We start from the raw sequence: 16636 nt of genomic DNA, 5'->3' as shown, positions 1-16636 counted from the left end.
CTGCGGTGAGGTGGTCTCGACAAGCTCGACCAGCGGGGGTTGGCTCGACCAGCGGGGTTGGCACGACCAGCGGGGTTGGCACGACCAGCGGGGCAGCACTCGACCCGCGCGTGGGGCCCTTTCCGCTGATTGAGCCGGCCGCGAGCGGAGCGAGCAGCCGAGTCGAAATCACCAGCGGCGGGAGGGATCGGCCAGCGATGAGTGGTCTCGACAAGCTCGACCAGCGGGGGTTGCCTCGCCCAGCGGGGGATGGCTCGATCAGCGGTGGGGTGGTCTCAACAAGCTCGACCAGCGGGGTTACGTCGACCGGCGAGGTGCGGCTCGACCAGCGAGCGGCGGCTCGACCAGCGCCCCCTACGGCAGCAGCCCGCGGACGGTGTCGATGGTGTCGGCGTCGGCGGCGGTCTTGTCGGGCCGATACCGCAGCACCCGGGCGAACCGCAAGGCAACCCCGCCCGGATACCTGGAACTACGCTGCACACCGTCGAGTTCGATCTCCACGACTATCTCCGGCCGCAGGAACACCGCCCACTCCGTACGCGACTCCTCGTACTTGGGGAACTCCTCTGTCTGCCAACGCAATATCTCGTCGGTCAGGCCCTTGAACGTCTTGCCGACCATCACCGGCGGCCCGCCGTCGGGGTCGCGTGCACCCAGGTGCAGATTCGATAGCCAGCCGCGTCGACGCCCCGATCCCCACTCGGCGGCTAGTACCACGAGGTCGAGCGTGTGCACCGGTTTGACCTTCTGCCACGTCCGGCCACGACGCCCCGCGGCGTACACACCGCTGCGCGACTTGACCATGACCCCTTCGTGGCCTTCCGCTATGGCCGCTGCGAATTGTTCCTGTGCCGCTTCGACATCGGGGTCGACCACAGACGGAATGCGGAGCCCTGGTGCCACCGAATCCAGAGCCTCGAGTCGTTCCGACAGCGGCAGGTCGATCAGATCACGGCCGTCGAGATGCAGGCAGTCGAAGAAGAACGGTTGCAGCAGTCGAGGATTCGTCTCGTCTGCGGCAGATCCGAACCTGCTCATGGTCTCCTGGAACGGTCGCGGCCGGCCGTCGTCGCTGAGCATCAGCGTTTCACCGTCGAGAATGACTGTCTCACAGGGCAACCCGAGCACAACCTCGACAAGGTCGGGCACCCTATCGGTCACATCCCGCAACGTGCGGGTGAACACCCGCACGTCACCGCCGTTACGGTGCACCTGAATTCGTGCACCGTCGAGTTTGAAGTCGACAACGATGTCGGGGCCGAGGTCGGCAAGCGCGCTCGGCAAGTCGTCGGCGGGAGTCGCAAGCATCGGTGCGATCGCGCGTCCGACCTGTAGCCGCACTCCACGCAACGCCTCGTCACCGCCATGTGCGGCCAATACCGCTGTCTCCGATAGTGATCCGGTCAGCATGTGTGCGCGTCGCACCGAATCGACGGGTTGACCCGTCGCTTGCGCCACCGCGTCGACCATCAGCCCCGCCAACGATCCCTGCCGCAGTTCACCGGTCAGCAACCGTCGCAGGAAGTCCTGTTCAGGCGGCGTCGAGTTCGCGAAAAGCCCTGTCAACACGCTGTTTCTGACTGCTGCCGACCCCGCTCCCTTGGCCGCGGCGAGTTGCTCGAACGCGTCGTCGACATCGATCACGTCGAGCTTCGACTCCTCGGCACCGTCCACATCGAGGTTCACCAGCGACCGCCAGCCGACCCCCAGCTTGCCCTGCGGCACCTCGCCGGAGAGCCATGTGACCACGATGGGTAGTTCATCCTTCGACGCAGTACCAAGGAGCCCAACCAATTCGGCTGTTTTGAGCTTGCGTGACCGGGTCGCAGCCATCTGCGCCGACGCTTCCACGACCTGCCCGAGTTTCACGACTCCTGCTTCCATGCATCCGGCGATACATCCGACGAGCCCTCCGACCGTGCCGCTTCTACCGCGTCGGGATACGCCGCCTCGTACGCACGGACCGCGGCGCCGACCGTCAGGTACACGTGGTCGGAGTTCAGCTCCGAGAGCACTCCCTCGTCGGAAAGTGTGTCCCCGAGTTCGGGATCCACGCCCGCGAGGACGAAATGAGCATTCCGCTTGTGCACGAAGGTGATCAGATCCTTCAGCATGACCGAGGCCGTGTAATCGACGTCGCCGATCACTGTGCAGTCGAGTATTAGCCAACGCACCGGGTGCGGAGCCGCCCGAACCAGCGCGGCCACCTCATCGGAGAATCGACTGGCGTTGGCGTAGAACAGATCCGCGTCGTAACGGAACACGATGAGTCCTGGCATCGACTCCGCACCCGGCTTGGCCGACTCGTATCGTCGACGACGCCCATGGTCGGATACCCCGACCACGAACCGCTCGGGACGATACTGCCTGCGCACTATCGCCAGAAGCGACACTCCCATCGCAACGACCACGCCGTTCTGCACGCCGAGAACCAGCACCACCACGGCGGTCAGGAGAGCAATGGTGAAGTCGTACTTCGACACCCGCCACATCCGACGGAACTGGTCGATGTCGATCAGCCGCACCGCCACCACCGCGACAATCGCGGACAGCACGGCGTGTGGCATGTAGGCGAGCGCGCCGTCGAAGAAGACCACGACGATCAGCGCGATCAGCGCCATCGTAATGTTGGCGACCTGGGTCCGACCATGTTCGGATTCGAGCAGTTCGGTTTTGGTGGGGCTGCCGTTGACCACGAATGTCGACGAGAAGCCTGCGACGATGTTGGCCGCAGACAGTCCGACGATGTCGCGATTGACATCGGCGTTCTCGCCGTGACGCTGCGCGAAACTTCGTGCTGTGGCCGCACTTTGGGCGAGAATGACCACCGCGCAGCCGATTGCAACCGTCGCGGCCTTCGGTATGTCGCGCCACGTGACATAGTCGGGAAGTCCGAATTCGGGAAAACCGCCGTGCAACTCGCCGATCACCGGCACATCATCGGACCAGTTGAAGGCGTATACCAGCACGATCGACGCCACCACAACGATGACCGGCATCGGAAGGCGGGGCACCCACCGCTTGCCTACGATCAGCAACGCCAGCGTCGCAACGGCGAACGCCACCGCGGTCCATCGGATGGAGCCGAGTTCGCGCGCAAGGTGTTCCCAGCGCTCCCATATCCGACCATCGCTACCGGAGATCCCCAGCATGCCGGGAATCTGCCCGGTCAGCACACTGATCCCGGTGCCTGCGAGGAAGCCGACGAGCACAGCGGTGGAGAGGAAGTCGCCGAGAAACCCAAGTCGCGCGATCCTGGCCACTGCCAGCATCAGTCCCGTCACGATTGCGATCAACGACGCGAAGCCCAACCACTCCGCCGAGTTCGGTTGCAGGCCTGCGACTCCGATGCCCGCGATGCCCGATCCGATGATCGCCGCGGTCGCCGAGTCGGCACCGGTCACCATGAGCCGTGACGCACCCAGAACAGCGAACACGATTGTCGGAAGGATGATGGTATAGATTCCCGCAACCACCGGAACGTGGGCAATTGTGCTGTAGCCCATCGATTCCGGAATGGCGACGGCCGCGAGCGTGATGCCCGCAAGGACGTCCGCCCGCAACCACCCGCGCTGGTAACCACGGAACGCGGGTGGCAGCAAGCGTTGCAGCGACGTCGAGGACGCGCGCTCCGATCCGGCGGCCCGCGTCGGGCTCACGGCCGTTCGCCCGGGCTCAGCGGTTCGATCACCCCGCTGACGTTACCCGCGTTGATCAGGCAGCGGTGCGCACTGCCGAGTCTTGTGATGGTGCGGCGTCGGACTGTTCCGCGCGCTTACGCACAAGCACGTTCTCCAGTGCCGGACGTCCCGAGCCGATGAAGACCAACAGGAACAATGCCCAGCAGTACAGCGCGGCCGAGTCGCCCTCGTTCGCGATGGGCAGCAGACCGTCGCCCTGGTGCTTCCAGAAATAGGCGACGGCCATCGCACCGGAACCGATGAACGCAGCGACGCGAGTGCCGAGTCCGAGCATGACCAGGATGCCGCCGACCAGCTCTATCGCAGCGGCCCACCACGACGGCCATGCTCCGAACGCCGCGGTCTCGCCGCCGTACGGCGCGACCGGCCATCCGAACAGCGTCGACGCGCCGTGACAGAAGAACAGGAAGCCGATGACGATACGAAATAGGCCGATCGCCCATGGCGCGACCTTCTCAAGTGAGGTAAGCATTGCCTAACTATGAGGGTCTGGTTCCCGCATCGCAACCCCAGAAACCCGATTCCGAGGGAATCGCGCTTGAAGTTCGACGCTCAGACGTTCGACGCCCAGACTTTCGACGCTCAGACGCCTGCACTCAGACTTCCGACAGGTCCACCGACCGCGTCTCCTGGACCGACCACAACGCCAGCAGCGTCAGTACTCCGGCCACCGCGAGGTAAACCCCAACCCACGCCACACCGAAGTCGGCAACCAGCCACGTCGCGATGAACGGCGCAACGGCAGCGCCGAGGATCGACGCGACGTTGTAGGCGATCCCAGATCCCGTGTAGCGCACGTTCGTCGGGAACAACTCCGGCAGGATCGCGCTCATCGGCCCAAAGGTCAGTCCCATCAGTGCCATACCCAGGATGAGGAAGCCCAGCATGACGGTGTCGGTCACCGACGACGGGTTGAGCAACCACCCGAAGCACAGACCGAAGATGACGATCGCACCGGTGATGACCAGAAGCACCACACGTCGGCCATAACGGTCGGCGAGCCATCCCGAGAGCGGGACGCACGCTGCGAAGAACAGCACCGAAATAAGCTGCAGCCCAAGGAAGTCGACGTAACTGATGGAGAGCTTGACGCCCGACGCGTCGGTCACCTTGCCGGTTCCATACGACGTCGTCCACGTGGTCACGATGTAGAAGAGCGTGTACGTGGCCAGCATGATGAACGTGCCGGCGATGAGCGGGCGCCAACTGGTCTTGACGACCTCAGCCAAAGGTGCGCGCACCTTCTTACCCTCTTCGACAGCCTTGGCGAACACGGGCGTCTCCGTGAGCTTCAACCGCACGTAGAGCCCGATGACCACCATGATTGCGCTTGCCAGGAACGGAATTCGCCAACCCCAGGTCAGGAATGCGTGGTTGGTCGCAGCGCTCTTGGCGTCGAAGTCCATTCCGAGCATCAGCAGCAAGAAGATGCCGTTGGCGAAGAAGAAGCCGATCGGCGCACCGAGCTGCGGCCACATCGCCGCCCAGGCGCGCTTGCCCTTCTCTGCGGTCTCGGTGGCCAACAGCGCGGCCCCCGACCATTCGCCGCCGAGTCCGAGACCCTGGCAGAACCGCAGCAGCGCGAGCAGAGCCGGTGCGGCATAACCGATCTGGGAGAACGTCGGCAGCAACCCGATCGCGAAGGTGGCGATACCCATCGTGAGTAGCGAACCGACCAGGGTCGCCTTGCGCCCCACGCGATCTCCGAAGTGTCCGAACAACACCGAACCGATCGGCCGCGCGACAAATGCGAGGCCGAACGTCGCGAACGACGAGAGTAGCGCGGCGGTGTCGTTGCCCTTCGGGAAGAACAGCGTCGGAAACACGAGGACGGCTGCCGTCGCATAGATGTAGAAGTCGAAGAATTCGATACTCGTGCCGACCATCGATGCGATGACGATGCGGCTACGCGGAACTGCGGGTCGAGCGGGATCGACAGGAGCAGAACCCGTTGAAGGGACAGTGGCTTCACTCACCGCGGAGAGGTTACGCGCCCGCCCCTCGGGATCTTCGCAGGTGGGTAGGTTTTCGGGGCACCAGGCCGTGTTTCCGAGCTCACATGGAGACTCGAAAACACGGCGCTGAGCGCACTTAGCTACCCCGCTTGATCCACTCTTCGAGATGGGGCGCCTCGGCGCCGACCGTCGTGCCGTCGCCGTGCCCCGTGTAGACCTTGGTCTCGGGATCGAGCACGAAGATCTTTTCCTTGATGGACTCGATGATCTTCGGGAAGCTCGAGAACGACCGTCCTGTCGCTCCCGGTCCGCCCTGGAACAACGTGTCGCCACTGAACAACACACCGAGCTCCGGCGCGTAGATCACCGACGAGCCAGGCGAATGCCCCGGCGTGTTGATGACCTTCAACGACGTTCCCGCGACGTCGATTTCCTGCCCGTCGTCGAGGTTGCCCGGCGTCACGTCGGGGTGCGTTTCTTTCCACAGCATGGTGTCGCCGGGGTGCAGCAGGATGGGCGCACCGGTCTCTTTCGACAACTCCGGGGCCACGGTGATGTGGTCGTTGTGGCCGTGTGTCAGCACGATCGCCTTCACCGTCCGGTCACCGACAGCGTCGAGGATCGGCTTTGCGCTGTGCGCGGCGTCGATGATGACGACCTCACTGTCGTCGCCGACGATCCAGACGTTGTTGTCGACGTCCCACGTCCCACCGTCGAGCGAGAAGGTGCCGGACGTGACGACGTTGTCGATGCTCGCGTTGCTCATGACTTCAGCTCTACCACCGAGCGAAGCACCTTGCCGCCCTTCATCGCCTCGAAGGCGGCCTCGACGTCGCCTAGTCCGACGCGCTCGGTGACGAACTTGTCGAGCGGGAGTCGACCCTGCTCATAGAGGTCGATGAGCATCGGGAAGTCGCGCTCGGGCAGGCAATCGCCGTACCACGACGATTTGAGCGATCCGCCGCGCGAGAAGAAGTCGACGAGCGGCATCTCGAGCTTCATCTCGGGTGTCGGAACACCAACGAGCACAACGGTTCCGGCGAGGTCGCGGGCGTAGAAGGCTTCCTTCCACGTTTCCGGTCGCCCGACAGCGTCGACGACGACGTCAACCCCGTTGCCGTCGGTCAGGTCCTGGACGGCGGTCACCACGTCGTCGACCTCTGCACCATTGATGGTGTGAGTTGCGCCGAGTTCGGTTGCCCACTGCAGTTTTGCCGGATCGCGGTCGATCGCGATGATCTTGGTGGCACCGGCCAGTCGGGCACCGGCGATCGCGGCGTCGCCGACGCCACCGCAACCGATGACGGCGACGGAGTCTCCGCGACCGACGTTGCCGGTGTTCATCGCAGCGCCGAGGCCGGCCATCACGCCGCAGCCGAGCAGGCCGGCCACCGCGGGATCGGTCTCGGGATTGACCTTGGTGCACTGTCCTTCGTGGACGAGGGTCTTCTCGATGAACGCGCCGATACCCAACGCAGCCGTCAGTTCGGTCCCGTCGGTGAGCGTCATCGACTTCGACGCGTTGTGGGTGTCGAAGCAGTACCAGGGCTTCCCGCGCTTGCACGCCCGACACTCACCACACACCGCACGCCAGTTCAGGACGACGAAATCGCCGACCTCGACGTGAGTGACATCCGAACCGATCGCCTCGACGACGCCCGCAGCCTCGTGCCCGAGGAGGAACGGATACTCGTCGTTGATGCCGCCCTCTTTGTAGGCGAGATCCGTATGGCAGACACCGCACGCCTGGATATCCACGACGACGTCGTTGGGCCCGGGGTCGGGCACCACCACGTCGACGAGTTCCGTTGGCGCACCCTTGCTACGCGAGATGACTCCCTTGACCGTCTGCGACATTCCGCTTTCAACCTCTCGATGGTGAGAACCTTGTACTCAACACAGTCTTGTGGCATGGCACGAGACATGCATCCATCCGAATGGATGGTTCTACCTGGTCGAAAGTACAGGAATGCCGTTCGACGGCCCTAGTGGTCCAGCGACCGGTACAGCGCGGTCTCGAAGTCCATGTACTTCGTGAACGACGTCGGATCACCGAACGGCAGTATCTGCGTCGCCCAGAAGCCGCCGTAGCCGTTCTCTCGATCGATCCAGTAAAAGAGGTTCGCAAGGCCTGCCCAGCCGAGCGCCCCCGCAGGTCGACCTGTGGGTGCCTCTTCGTTGTTGATCATGAACGGCAACGACCACGACTTCGATTGGCCCGGAAAGAATTCCGCGTCGTTGGACAATGACGGGATCACGCCGGGCAGCATGGTCACCGGTAGATCGCCGAGGTGGTTCTGAACCGCCATCTCGACGGTCTCCTGCTTGAGCACACGGCCGTGTTCACCGGCTCCGTCGTTGAGCCACATCCGGATGAACTTCATGTAGTCACCGACGGTGCCGTATAGCCCGTGCCCACCGAAATCGACCTCCGGTGGCGTCGGCAACTCGAAGTCCATCGGTGTCAACGTGCCGTCGGCATTGCGCGCATGCATCTCCGCAAGACGCGAGCGGAAGTCTTCTCGCAGAACGAAACTCATGTTCTGGCTACCCAGGGGCTGGAAAATCCGTTCCTCGAATACCTCGCCGAGTCGCTTACCGCGAAGGCGCTCGACGACCTGACCGACCCAATCGAGGTTGGTGCCGTATTGCCACCGCTCGCCCGGATCGAAGAGCAGAGGCGTCGTGAGTGCGGCTTTCGTCGCGGTGATGACACTTGGCTGACCTTGTTCGTCGGCCAGGCGGGAGTAGACCTCGTCGAAGAAGTCGTACCCGAAACCTCCTGTGTGGGTGAGGAGTTGGCGCGTCGTCGGAATCGACCTCGGCGCGCGCAGCTGTGGCGCACCGTCGTCGCCGAAGCCCTCGATCACCTGCAATTCGCCGATCTCGGGCGCGTACTCGGATGCGGGAGCGTCGAGGTCGAGTGCGCCCTCTTCGACGAGCTGCAATGCCGCGGTCGCGGTGATCGCCTTCGTGGTCGAGAAGAGGGCGAAGACGTCGTTGGTGGTGATCGCGGCGTCGCCGTCGATTCGACGCTTGCCTGCGGCGCCCTCGTAGATGTTGCCGTTTCGATCCGTCACCATCGCCACCACGCCCGCCACGGGCATGTCGGCGTCGACTGCTGATTTCAGAATGGCGTCGTCCGACCGCTTGAGTACACCACGGTCGACTCCAGTGACTGAACTTGTCATCTCATCTGTCCTTTCGATGAATTTCTCTGATTAACAACACTTTTCGTCATGACAGGGAGAACCCCTTGTAGCCTGCTGCTGCGGCCTCCAATGTCGCGGCACGGTAGGCCCCGACCCCTCCGACGTACGAGAGAACGCGGCGCGGCTTGCCCGGGACGTTCGAGCCGACGTACCAGGAGTTCGTCTTGGAGATGAGGTTGGCGTCTGCCAGTTCGTCGTGGTGGGCCACCCACGCGTCCTGCCCCTCTTCAGTGGGCTCGATGACCGACTTGCCGTTGGCACGCATGTGCCGGATCGCATCACTGATCCATTCGGTCTGCTGCTGCAGACAGGTCGTCATGTTGCACAACGCGGCCGACGGCGCGAGCGGCGCGCCGGTGGTCAGCAGATTCGGATAGCCGTGCACCATCAGGCCCATGGTGGTGCGGATGTCACGGCCCCAGTCCTCACGGAGGGAACGTCCGTCACGTCCACGAATGTCGATCCGCGTCAGTGCGCCTGTGCCTGCATCGAAGCCGGTCGCCATGACGATCACGTCGAGTTCGTGGAGTGATCCATCCTCGAGCACGATTCCCTCGGGGACAATCCTCGCGATCGGATTGTTCTTGACGGGCACCGCCTGAACGTTGTCGCGGTGATACACCTCGAGATAACCGGACTCCAACGGAACGCGGTGGGTACCGAAACCGTAGTCGGAGGGGATCAGCAGCTCGCACAGCTCCGGGTCCTGCAGTCGAGCGCGCATCTTCTCGCGCACGAACTCCGAGACCTCCTCACTGACCTCCTCGTCGGAGAAGATCTCGGCAAAGGACGCCAACCAGAGTTTCAACGACCCGTTCTCGTAGTCGGCTTCCAGACGTGCTCGACGCTGCTCGGGCGTGAGATCAGCCCAGGCGACGGTGAAGTCGTATTCGAAACCCGTGAACGTGTTCGGCAAGTTCTCCCTCAGCTCGTCGAAGCGCGCCTTGTACGCAGCGACATCGTCGGGACCGTAGCTGGGGTTCTTCATCGGCAACGCGTACTGCGGCGTCCTGATGAACACCTTCAGTTGGTCGACCTGATCGGCGATCGTCTGGATGACCTGGATGCCCGTCGCTCCGTTGCCGATGACGCCGACGCGTTTACCCGACAGGTCGACGCCGTCACGCGGCCAGCGCGCGGTGTGGAAGATCTTGCCGGCGAAGTCGCTCTGTCCCGGGAAGAGGTCGGCCATCGGCGCCGAGAGCATTCCGCAGCATGTGACGAGGTATTGGGTGTCGATGGTCTCGCCGCTGTCGGTGGTCACGGTCCAGCGGTTGGTGTCTCCGTCGAATACGGCGCTCGTGATCGTGGTGTCGAACGAGATGTCGCGCCGAAGGTCGAGCGCATCCGCAACATAGTTGAGCCACTCCTCGATCTCGCTCTGGCCGGGGAATCGGCTACTCCAGCTCCAGCCTTTGTAGAGGTCCTCGTCGAATAGGTACTGGTAGATGTAGGCCTCCGAATCGAACTTCGCGCCGGGGTAGCGGTTCCAGTACCACGTCCCGCCGACACCGGACGCGGTGTCGAAGGCCCGAACGTCGAGGCCCTGTTCGCGTAGCTGATGCAGTTGGTAGAGACCGGCCACGCCGGCTCCGATCACCACAGCGTCGAGCGTCTTGTCTGACATCGTGCTCCTCCATTGATGTGATTGTGGTCACGTAGTGGAGAATGTTTGTGCTGTCTCACAAAACCGAGGTGTCCCAAATTGGGACAGCAATCCTGTCCGATCGGTGGTGGCCGCAGGGGCGTCGACCAATGAATAATCGGCTGTGCCGTGCGTCACAATGGCGCACCTCGGGGCAGGAAGGAGTCGCCGACGTGCGTGACAGGCGGGACGAGCAACTCCGTATCGCTGCTGCTCGCGCCGATTTTCTGGAGTACGGACCGCAGGGAGCCGCCGGCGTCGGCGACGTCGTGGCGGCGTCCTGGTCGAGGAGCGCTTCCGCTGGACTCGATGCCGACAAGTACACGGTCGCCTTCCACGACGACATCGACTTCGACTCGCGTCTGGCACGCTGCGCCCGGCCGGTGCTCGAGCGACTCACCGGCGACATGTCCGACGTTCCCGTCACTATCGCTCTCACCGACGCCCAGGCCAGGATCGTCGACCGCCGTGATTGTTCGACGGCGGTCGGGCGAGTCCTCGACCGCGTGGACTTCGACCGTGGGTTCTCGTTCGAGGAGAGCACCATCGGGACCAATGGGGTGGGCACGGTGTTCGAGGTGGGTGCGCCGGTGAGCGTCGTCGGCTCCGAACACTTCAACCAGTCGCTCGTTCAGTTCGCGTGCACAGGTGCGCCCATTCTCGATCCGCTGACCGGGCGGGTTGCCGGGGTTCTCGACGCGAGCATGTTGGCGGAGAGTTGGAACAGCCTTGTCGATGCTCTGGTGCGCTCGGCAGCAACCGACATCAGCCGCAACCTCCTCCTCGACCGGAGCCAGGACACGCGCGCGGTATTCGAGACGTATCTGCGTGCCTCCGCGCGACCGGGTCGCGCTGTGATCGCCCTGGGTGAGACCGTGATGGCGAACGAGGCCGCACGGTCGCTGCTGAACCCCGACGAGCAGGCGATCATCGGCCAGTACGCCGAGTACCTCATGTCCAAACACGACAATGCCCTGCACACAGTCACGCTCGACAGCGGGCGGCAGATCCGAATGCGGACCAAACACATCACAAGCCGGGGTGATGTCGTTGGAGTGGTGGCTGTACTCGACGAGGATCGGTTCGGCAATCGCGGGGCCGACGAGACCGACTCCCGGATCGCATCATTGCCGACGATCTCCGCGGGCGGCATGCGCAGTCCCAGCTGGATCTCGGCCTACAACGAGGTCGCACACTCGCTTACGCGAAACACCAGCGTGATCGTCCTGGGCGAGCCGGGAAGCGGGCGCCTCTCGATTCTCATGGACGCATTCCGCATCGATAGCCCAGCGGCCCCAATCGTTGTCATCGACGCAGCGGACCCCCGACAGACCACGTCCCTGCCAATTCCCGCTGATGGTCGCGGCCTCCTGGTCCTGCGACACATCGACAGCCTCCCCGCACAGGTTCCACGGGAGTTGCGATCCGTCATCGACGACGCCGTGGCCGCCGGATACATCCTCGCCGCGACCTCGTCGTCGCGCCCTTCGACGACGGCCACGACCTACGGCGGGCTGGTTGCACGATTCGACCATTCGGTCACATTGCCGCCCCTGCGGCTTCGTGGGCCAGACCTGCAACTCCTCGTCGATCGCATCTTGAAGTCGATTGCACCGCAACGTAATACCCGGATCAGCCCGCAGGCCATGCGCGTCATCTCGGCCTACTCGTGGCCGCAGAACCTGACACAACTACACACAGCGCTCGAGTCCGCGCTTCATCGACGTCCTGTCGGAGAGATACAACCCGAGGACCTCCCCGGCTTCTGCCGAACCACCGCCCACCGGGTGCTCACCACCCTTGAGATCGCCGAGCGCGACGCCATCGTCCGCGTGCTCGGAGAGTCCGGCGGCAACCGAGCCCGCGCCGCGCAAGTGCTTGGCATGTCGCGCAGCTCGATCTACCGCAAGATCCACACCTACGGCATCACTGGGGTGTGAGCACCCCGCCGCCGACCGAGCCCAACCGCTGATCGAGCGCCCCACCGCCGATCGAGCCCCACCCGCCGATCGAGCCCCACCCGCCGATCGAGCCCCACCCGCTGATCGAACGCCCAACCGCTGATCGAGCCACATAACCGCTGATCGAGCCACATAACCGCTGATCGAGCCCCATACTGCTGATCGAGCTTGTCGAGATCACCCCACCCGCCGATCGAGCCCCATACCGCTGATCGAGCTTGTCGAGATCACCCCACCGCCGATCGAGCCCCAACCGCTGATCGAGCTTGTCGAGATCACCCCACCGCTGATCGAGCCCTACCCGCTGATCGAGCTTGTCGAGATCACCCCGCCGTGATCCCCGCGCCCGCGGCGAGCAGCCCGGCCTCACCGCGGTTGGACACCTGCAGCTTCTGCAGAATCGCCGCGACGTGGAACTTGATGGTGCTCTCACTCACCCCGAGCTCCGCGGCGATGGCCTTGTTCCGCCGACCGAGCGCTAGATGCCCGAGAACCTCGAGCTCACGCGGATTCAACGACGCGAGCAGATCCTTCTCAGGGCGAGAGACATTTGCTTCCAACGGAATCCGAGCGCACACGCGACTACCCCACCCGGCAAGCGACTCGACGTCCAGCGTCCCGTCCACCGCACGCAACCGCCCCGCGAGCTGTCGCGACAACGCATCTCCGTCGAGTTCACCCCGACCTCGATCGCGCACGTCGACGAGCAGATCGTCACCACTGATCTCCCACGCCACCCGCAGCCGTTCGACGGCCGGTTGGGCGGCGACGGCCACGGCGACCGAGCGCACGATGGCTCTCGCGGCGTGCGCAATCTCGCCCGACAGCGTCGCGTCAACCTCCGGCTCCACAAACTCGACGTCGGAGTCCAGGTCACGCAGCACCGGTTCGAGTTCGGCCCGGAGCCGTCGGAAGGCAACGCCGATCGGTTCGGTCGCAAGCGCACGATCGGTATCACCGACCGACCGCAACGCAATCAAAGCGGCTGACGCCGTCTCCGCCGCGAGCGTGCGCGCGACCCCGTCATCGAGGTCGCGCGATCGCAGCGTCCCGAGAATCGACGACAACGTGTCCTCGTGTGTCTCGGTCAGTTGGGTGATCGTCCGAGCCCGTTCGGTCGACGCCGCCCGCGACTCGGCCAGATAGTCGGGGCTTGCTTGCGCCACCTGCTGCCGAATCGACGTCGCCACCAGCGCGAACCAAGCGGTCAGCAATTCGTCGACACTCTCCGTCCGCGACTTCACCGACCTGGGTACCAGGACCAACAACGTGTCGGTCGCATCACGGACCACGAGCACCTTTCGCCGCGATCCGCCGACGACCACCTGCCCGCGCAGAGTGCCGCCTCGCTCGACCGACTCCTTGATCGCGTCGAGTTCGGCGATGGTTACTCGCTCGACAACCGCCGGGGCACCGGCCACCTTGCGCGGGCGGCCGGTGCACTCACGGGTGTAGATGATCAGCGCGTCGTGCGGATGCGCCGACGCCAGGAACTTAGAGAAGCGTTCGGCGATCTGCGGCAACGGACCATCCACCACGGCGGCGAACTGCTGCCACCGGCTTGCCGACAGCGTCGTCGTCACCTCGCCCGAACGTTCGGACAGTCCTTCGCTCGTCACTTCACCATTGTCACCCGTTGCTGATGATCACCTTCAGTGCGTGCTCGTCGGCGGCGTTGGAGAAGGTGTCGTAGGCGCGATCGAACTCGTCGAAGGTGAAGTGATGGGTCACGAACTTCTCGGGCGCGATCTTGCCCTGTTCGATCTCTGTGAGCAGTTCGGGAGCTGTCGTTGCGTTGACCAGGCCGGTCGTCAGGGTCAAGTTGTTGATCCAATCCCGGTCGATCGGGAATTCGACGGGCTTCCCGTGCACACCGACGTTCGCGAGATGCCCGCCGGGACGTAGACAGTCGAGCGAGGTACGGAACGCAGGGCCCAGGCCGACCGCCTCGATCGCGACGTCGACACCAAGCCCACCGCGACTGAGTTCCTTGATCTGTTCGACGGTGTTGCCTCCCGCAAGAATGTCGATGGTGTCGGTCGCACCGAAGTCCAGTGAACGCTCGAGACGGAACTTGTTGCCGTCCACCGCAATGACCTTCGACGCCCCGCGCGAGCGAGCGGTCATCACCGACGCGAGACCCACCGGTCCCGCACCGATCACGGCCACCACGTCGCCTTCCTTGACGGCCCCGTAGAGCACACCGATCTCGAAACCGGTCGGGAGGATGTCGCTGAGCATCACGCCCTGCTCTGCCGTGACTCCCGCCGGTAGCGGGATGAGTCCGTTGTCGGCGAACGGAACACGCACGAACTCCGCCTGCGTGCCGTCGATGAGATGCCCGAAGATCCACCCGATTCCGCCGACCGTCTGACAGTGCGACGTCATCCCTTGCTTGCAGTATTCGCAGTAGCCACACTTGGTGACGCACGAAATGATGACGCGGTCACCGACTTTGACACGGGTGCACTCCGGTCCCACCTCGGTGACGACGCCGACGCCCTCGTGCCCGAGCACACGCCCATTGGTCACCGCCGGTACGTCGCCGGAGAGAATGTGTAGATCGGTGCCGCAGATGGTCGTCGTCTCGACGCGGACGATCGCATCGGTCGGATCCTTCAGAACAGGATCTGGAACGTCCTCCCACGCCTTGCTTCCCGGACCGTGATAGACAAGCGCTTTCATACCTGGCCTCCTTCGAGCCGCACGACGGTGCGGCGTGTCCCCCGGATTCCCCATCCCAGTATGCGATGAACCGCATGAATGATGGTTGGCTTCGCGAGGGCGATCTCATGTTGAGACGAACAACCTTGGCCTAGATCTGACAAGTGCGCGACGCCGCGGGTTCGGGCGCCTCTAGGTGCCGGCAACAGTGGGTCTGAAAGGATGTAGCCGACATGGGCGACTTCGGACCGGATCTTCCAACCTCACGCATGAGGGCGAACGCGATCCGCCACACCGTCCTTGAGGGAACACAACATTTCTCCAGGTCCTGGTTGCGGGAGAACGTGATTCACGTACTTCCGCGAGAAGAGATCACAGAGCTTCCCTCATCAGACGAGTTGCGTTTTCTGGCAAAGCTTTCCGACGAGCTCATCTGCATCACCACCGCAGACATCGGCGAGCAGAGTCAGAACCAGGCAGTTCAGATTCCGGTCGCCCAGGTGAGCGACTGGTTCTGGGATCACGCTCCCTTCGACGTCTTGATCGCAACCCCGGACCTCCACGCGCTACTACTCATCACGGTGGACGAGTACGCGCTGCTCGCCGGATCGCGACAAGCGTTGGCAACTGCGATCACCCCACAGTCTCTGGACGCGGCACACGCGCAATTCGATGAATACGCAGCGGACATGGCGAGCGCCTCGCGACATCTGAGGGACGTCGCCCAACGCTACGGAAGGCCCGAGAGAGGGCAGAAGTGACCGACCGCATGACGAACACGCCACACGCAGAATTTCCAACCCAGTACGCAGCAGACGTCGAGGCCTTGATCCACGAGTGCCGGGACGACTGGGTCGGATTCTCGGCGATCACCTCCACAGCGGCGTCGTACGTCCGCGACTTCAAGGTCACCGAATCCATCAAGTCACTCAGCCTCAGAATCATCTCCGACTTGCTCGACGCGGGAGTCGAAGCGGGCGACCTGACGAATGCCACCGAGCGGGGGTTCGCTCCTTGGCCACTTCACAAGCAGGCGGTCCTGCAGAAGATCTCCGACGAGTTGGACCACTACCCACACGGACCCGTATCCGGCGACATCTGCTGGTTCACGAGTGACTGATCACAATGCCACTGACACAACAGGTGGCGGCTCCACCTACGCCTCCGAGTTTCAGTACCTCATCGAGTACGCCGAAGTGGACTGGGTCGGCTTCTCCCCCATCGTCGGCGCCGCCGCCTCGCTGACCAAACACGACTACAGCCGCCACAAGCTGAACGCGACGATCCTGCAGTTGGTCTCGGACCTCCTCGACAACGGCGCGTCAGCGGGCGACCTGACCGCCTCAGCGACCACACCCTTCGCGCCGTGGCAACTCTCACGAGATGAAGTCCTGCAACGCATTCGACGCGAAATCGACGAGTTACCAGACTTCCCCGTCTCGGGAGAGATCTGCTTCTTCACCGTCGTCGAGCCCCGCCGCGAGGCGTAGCAACAGGT

General features: G+C 63.8%; 15 protein-coding genes. 4 read left to right on the top strand and 11 right to left on the bottom strand.

What is annotated here, in order from left to right; translation table 11 throughout:
- Positions 1–354: 354 nt before the first annotated feature.
- The 8 genes from RND64_RS00795 to RND64_RS00760 all read right to left on the bottom strand — a co-directional run bounded on the left by RND64_RS00795 (position 355) and on the right by RND64_RS00760 (position 10495).
- Positions 355–1869, bottom strand: coding sequence for an ATP-dependent DNA ligase (locus RND64_RS00795; RefSeq protein ID WP_331436638.1), 1515 nt, complete (start codon positions 1867–1869; stop codon positions 355–357).
- Positions 1866–3659: a SulP family inorganic anion transporter gene (locus RND64_RS00790; RefSeq protein ID WP_331436349.1), complete on the bottom strand. Its 1794-nt coding sequence runs from the start codon at positions 3657–3659 to the stop codon at positions 1866–1868. Before RND64_RS00790 ends, RND64_RS00795 begins: the two co-directional genes overlap by 4 nt.
- A 55-nt stretch (positions 3660–3714) precedes the next feature.
- Positions 3715–4173: a DoxX family protein gene (locus tag RND64_RS00785; protein WP_270485171.1), complete on the bottom strand. Its 459-nt coding sequence runs from the start codon at positions 4171–4173 to the stop codon at positions 3715–3717.
- Positions 4174–4297: 124 nt separating this feature from the next.
- Complete coding sequence (locus RND64_RS00780; RefSeq protein WP_331436637.1) at positions 4298–5587, bottom strand: MFS transporter; 1290 nt, start codon at positions 5585–5587, stop codon at positions 4298–4300.
- Between the two features lie 205 nt (positions 5588–5792).
- A complete protein-coding gene (locus tag RND64_RS00775) occupies positions 5793–6422 on the bottom strand; it encodes an MBL fold metallo-hydrolase (RefSeq protein ID WP_049699089.1) in 630 nt (209 codons plus the stop codon).
- Positions 6419–7513, bottom strand: a complete 1095-nt coding sequence (locus RND64_RS00770; protein ID WP_267625661.1) for an S-(hydroxymethyl)mycothiol dehydrogenase — start codon at positions 7511–7513, stop codon at positions 6419–6421. The genes RND64_RS00775 and RND64_RS00770 overlap by 4 nt, the downstream gene beginning before the upstream one ends.
- A 128-nt stretch (positions 7514–7641) precedes the next feature.
- Positions 7642–8847 carry a serine hydrolase domain-containing protein gene (locus RND64_RS00765; protein WP_331436348.1) on the bottom strand — a complete coding sequence of 402 codons (1206 nt, stop codon included), beginning with the start codon at positions 8845–8847 and terminating at the stop codon, positions 7642–7644.
- A gap of 46 nt (positions 8848–8893) precedes the next feature.
- Positions 8894–10495 carry a flavin-containing monooxygenase gene (locus RND64_RS00760; protein WP_331436347.1) on the bottom strand — a complete coding sequence of 534 codons (1602 nt, stop codon included), beginning with the start codon at positions 10493–10495 and terminating at the stop codon, positions 8894–8896.
- A gap of 191 nt (positions 10496–10686) precedes the next feature.
- On the opposite strand from RND64_RS00760, the gene RND64_RS00755 reads away from it, so the two are divergent.
- On the top strand, positions 10687–12453 hold the full coding sequence (locus RND64_RS00755) for a sigma-54-dependent Fis family transcriptional regulator (protein WP_331436346.1): 1767 nt from the start codon (positions 10687–10689) through the stop codon (positions 12451–12453).
- Here the strand turns inward: RND64_RS00755 and RND64_RS00750 are convergent.
- Genes RND64_RS00750 through RND64_RS00740 form a run of 3 tightly spaced genes read right to left on the bottom strand, consistent with a single transcriptional unit; the run spans position 12440 to position 15159 of the window.
- On the bottom strand, positions 12440–12844 hold the full coding sequence (locus RND64_RS00750) for a hypothetical protein (RefSeq protein ID WP_331436345.1): 405 nt from the start codon (positions 12842–12844) through the stop codon (positions 12440–12442). The genes RND64_RS00755 and RND64_RS00750 overlap by 14 nt on opposite strands.
- Positions 12798–14093, bottom strand: coding sequence for a helix-turn-helix transcriptional regulator (locus RND64_RS00745; protein WP_331436344.1), 1296 nt, complete (start codon positions 14091–14093; stop codon positions 12798–12800). The genes RND64_RS00750 and RND64_RS00745 overlap by 47 nt, the downstream gene beginning before the upstream one ends.
- 10 nt (positions 14094–14103) lie before the next feature.
- Positions 14104–15159 carry an alcohol dehydrogenase catalytic domain-containing protein gene (locus RND64_RS00740; protein WP_331436343.1) on the bottom strand — a complete coding sequence of 352 codons (1056 nt, stop codon included), beginning with the start codon at positions 15157–15159 and terminating at the stop codon, positions 14104–14106.
- A gap of 212 nt (positions 15160–15371) precedes the next feature.
- Between RND64_RS00740 and RND64_RS00735 the strand changes: the two genes are divergently transcribed.
- Genes RND64_RS00735 through RND64_RS00725 form a run of 3 tightly spaced genes read left to right on the top strand, consistent with a single transcriptional unit; the run spans position 15372 to position 16628 of the window.
- Positions 15372–15899: a hypothetical protein gene (locus tag RND64_RS00735; RefSeq protein WP_331436342.1), complete on the top strand. Its 528-nt coding sequence runs from the start codon at positions 15372–15374 to the stop codon at positions 15897–15899.
- An 8-nt stretch (positions 15900–15907) separates the two neighbouring features.
- A complete protein-coding gene (locus tag RND64_RS00730) occupies positions 15908–16258 on the top strand; it encodes a hypothetical protein (protein WP_331436341.1) in 351 nt (116 codons plus the stop codon).
- Positions 16251–16628, top strand: a complete 378-nt coding sequence (locus RND64_RS00725) for a hypothetical protein (protein WP_270485197.1) — start codon at positions 16251–16253, stop codon at positions 16626–16628. Before RND64_RS00730 ends, RND64_RS00725 begins: the two co-directional genes overlap by 8 nt.
- Positions 16629–16636 lie beyond the last annotated feature (8 nt).

Source organism: Gordonia sp. w5E2, assembly GCF_036540975.1.
Taxonomy (GTDB): Bacteria; Actinomycetota; Actinomycetes; order Mycobacteriales; family Mycobacteriaceae; genus Gordonia; species Gordonia jacobaea.
This window is presented reverse-complemented; position numbering and strand designations above follow the sequence as displayed.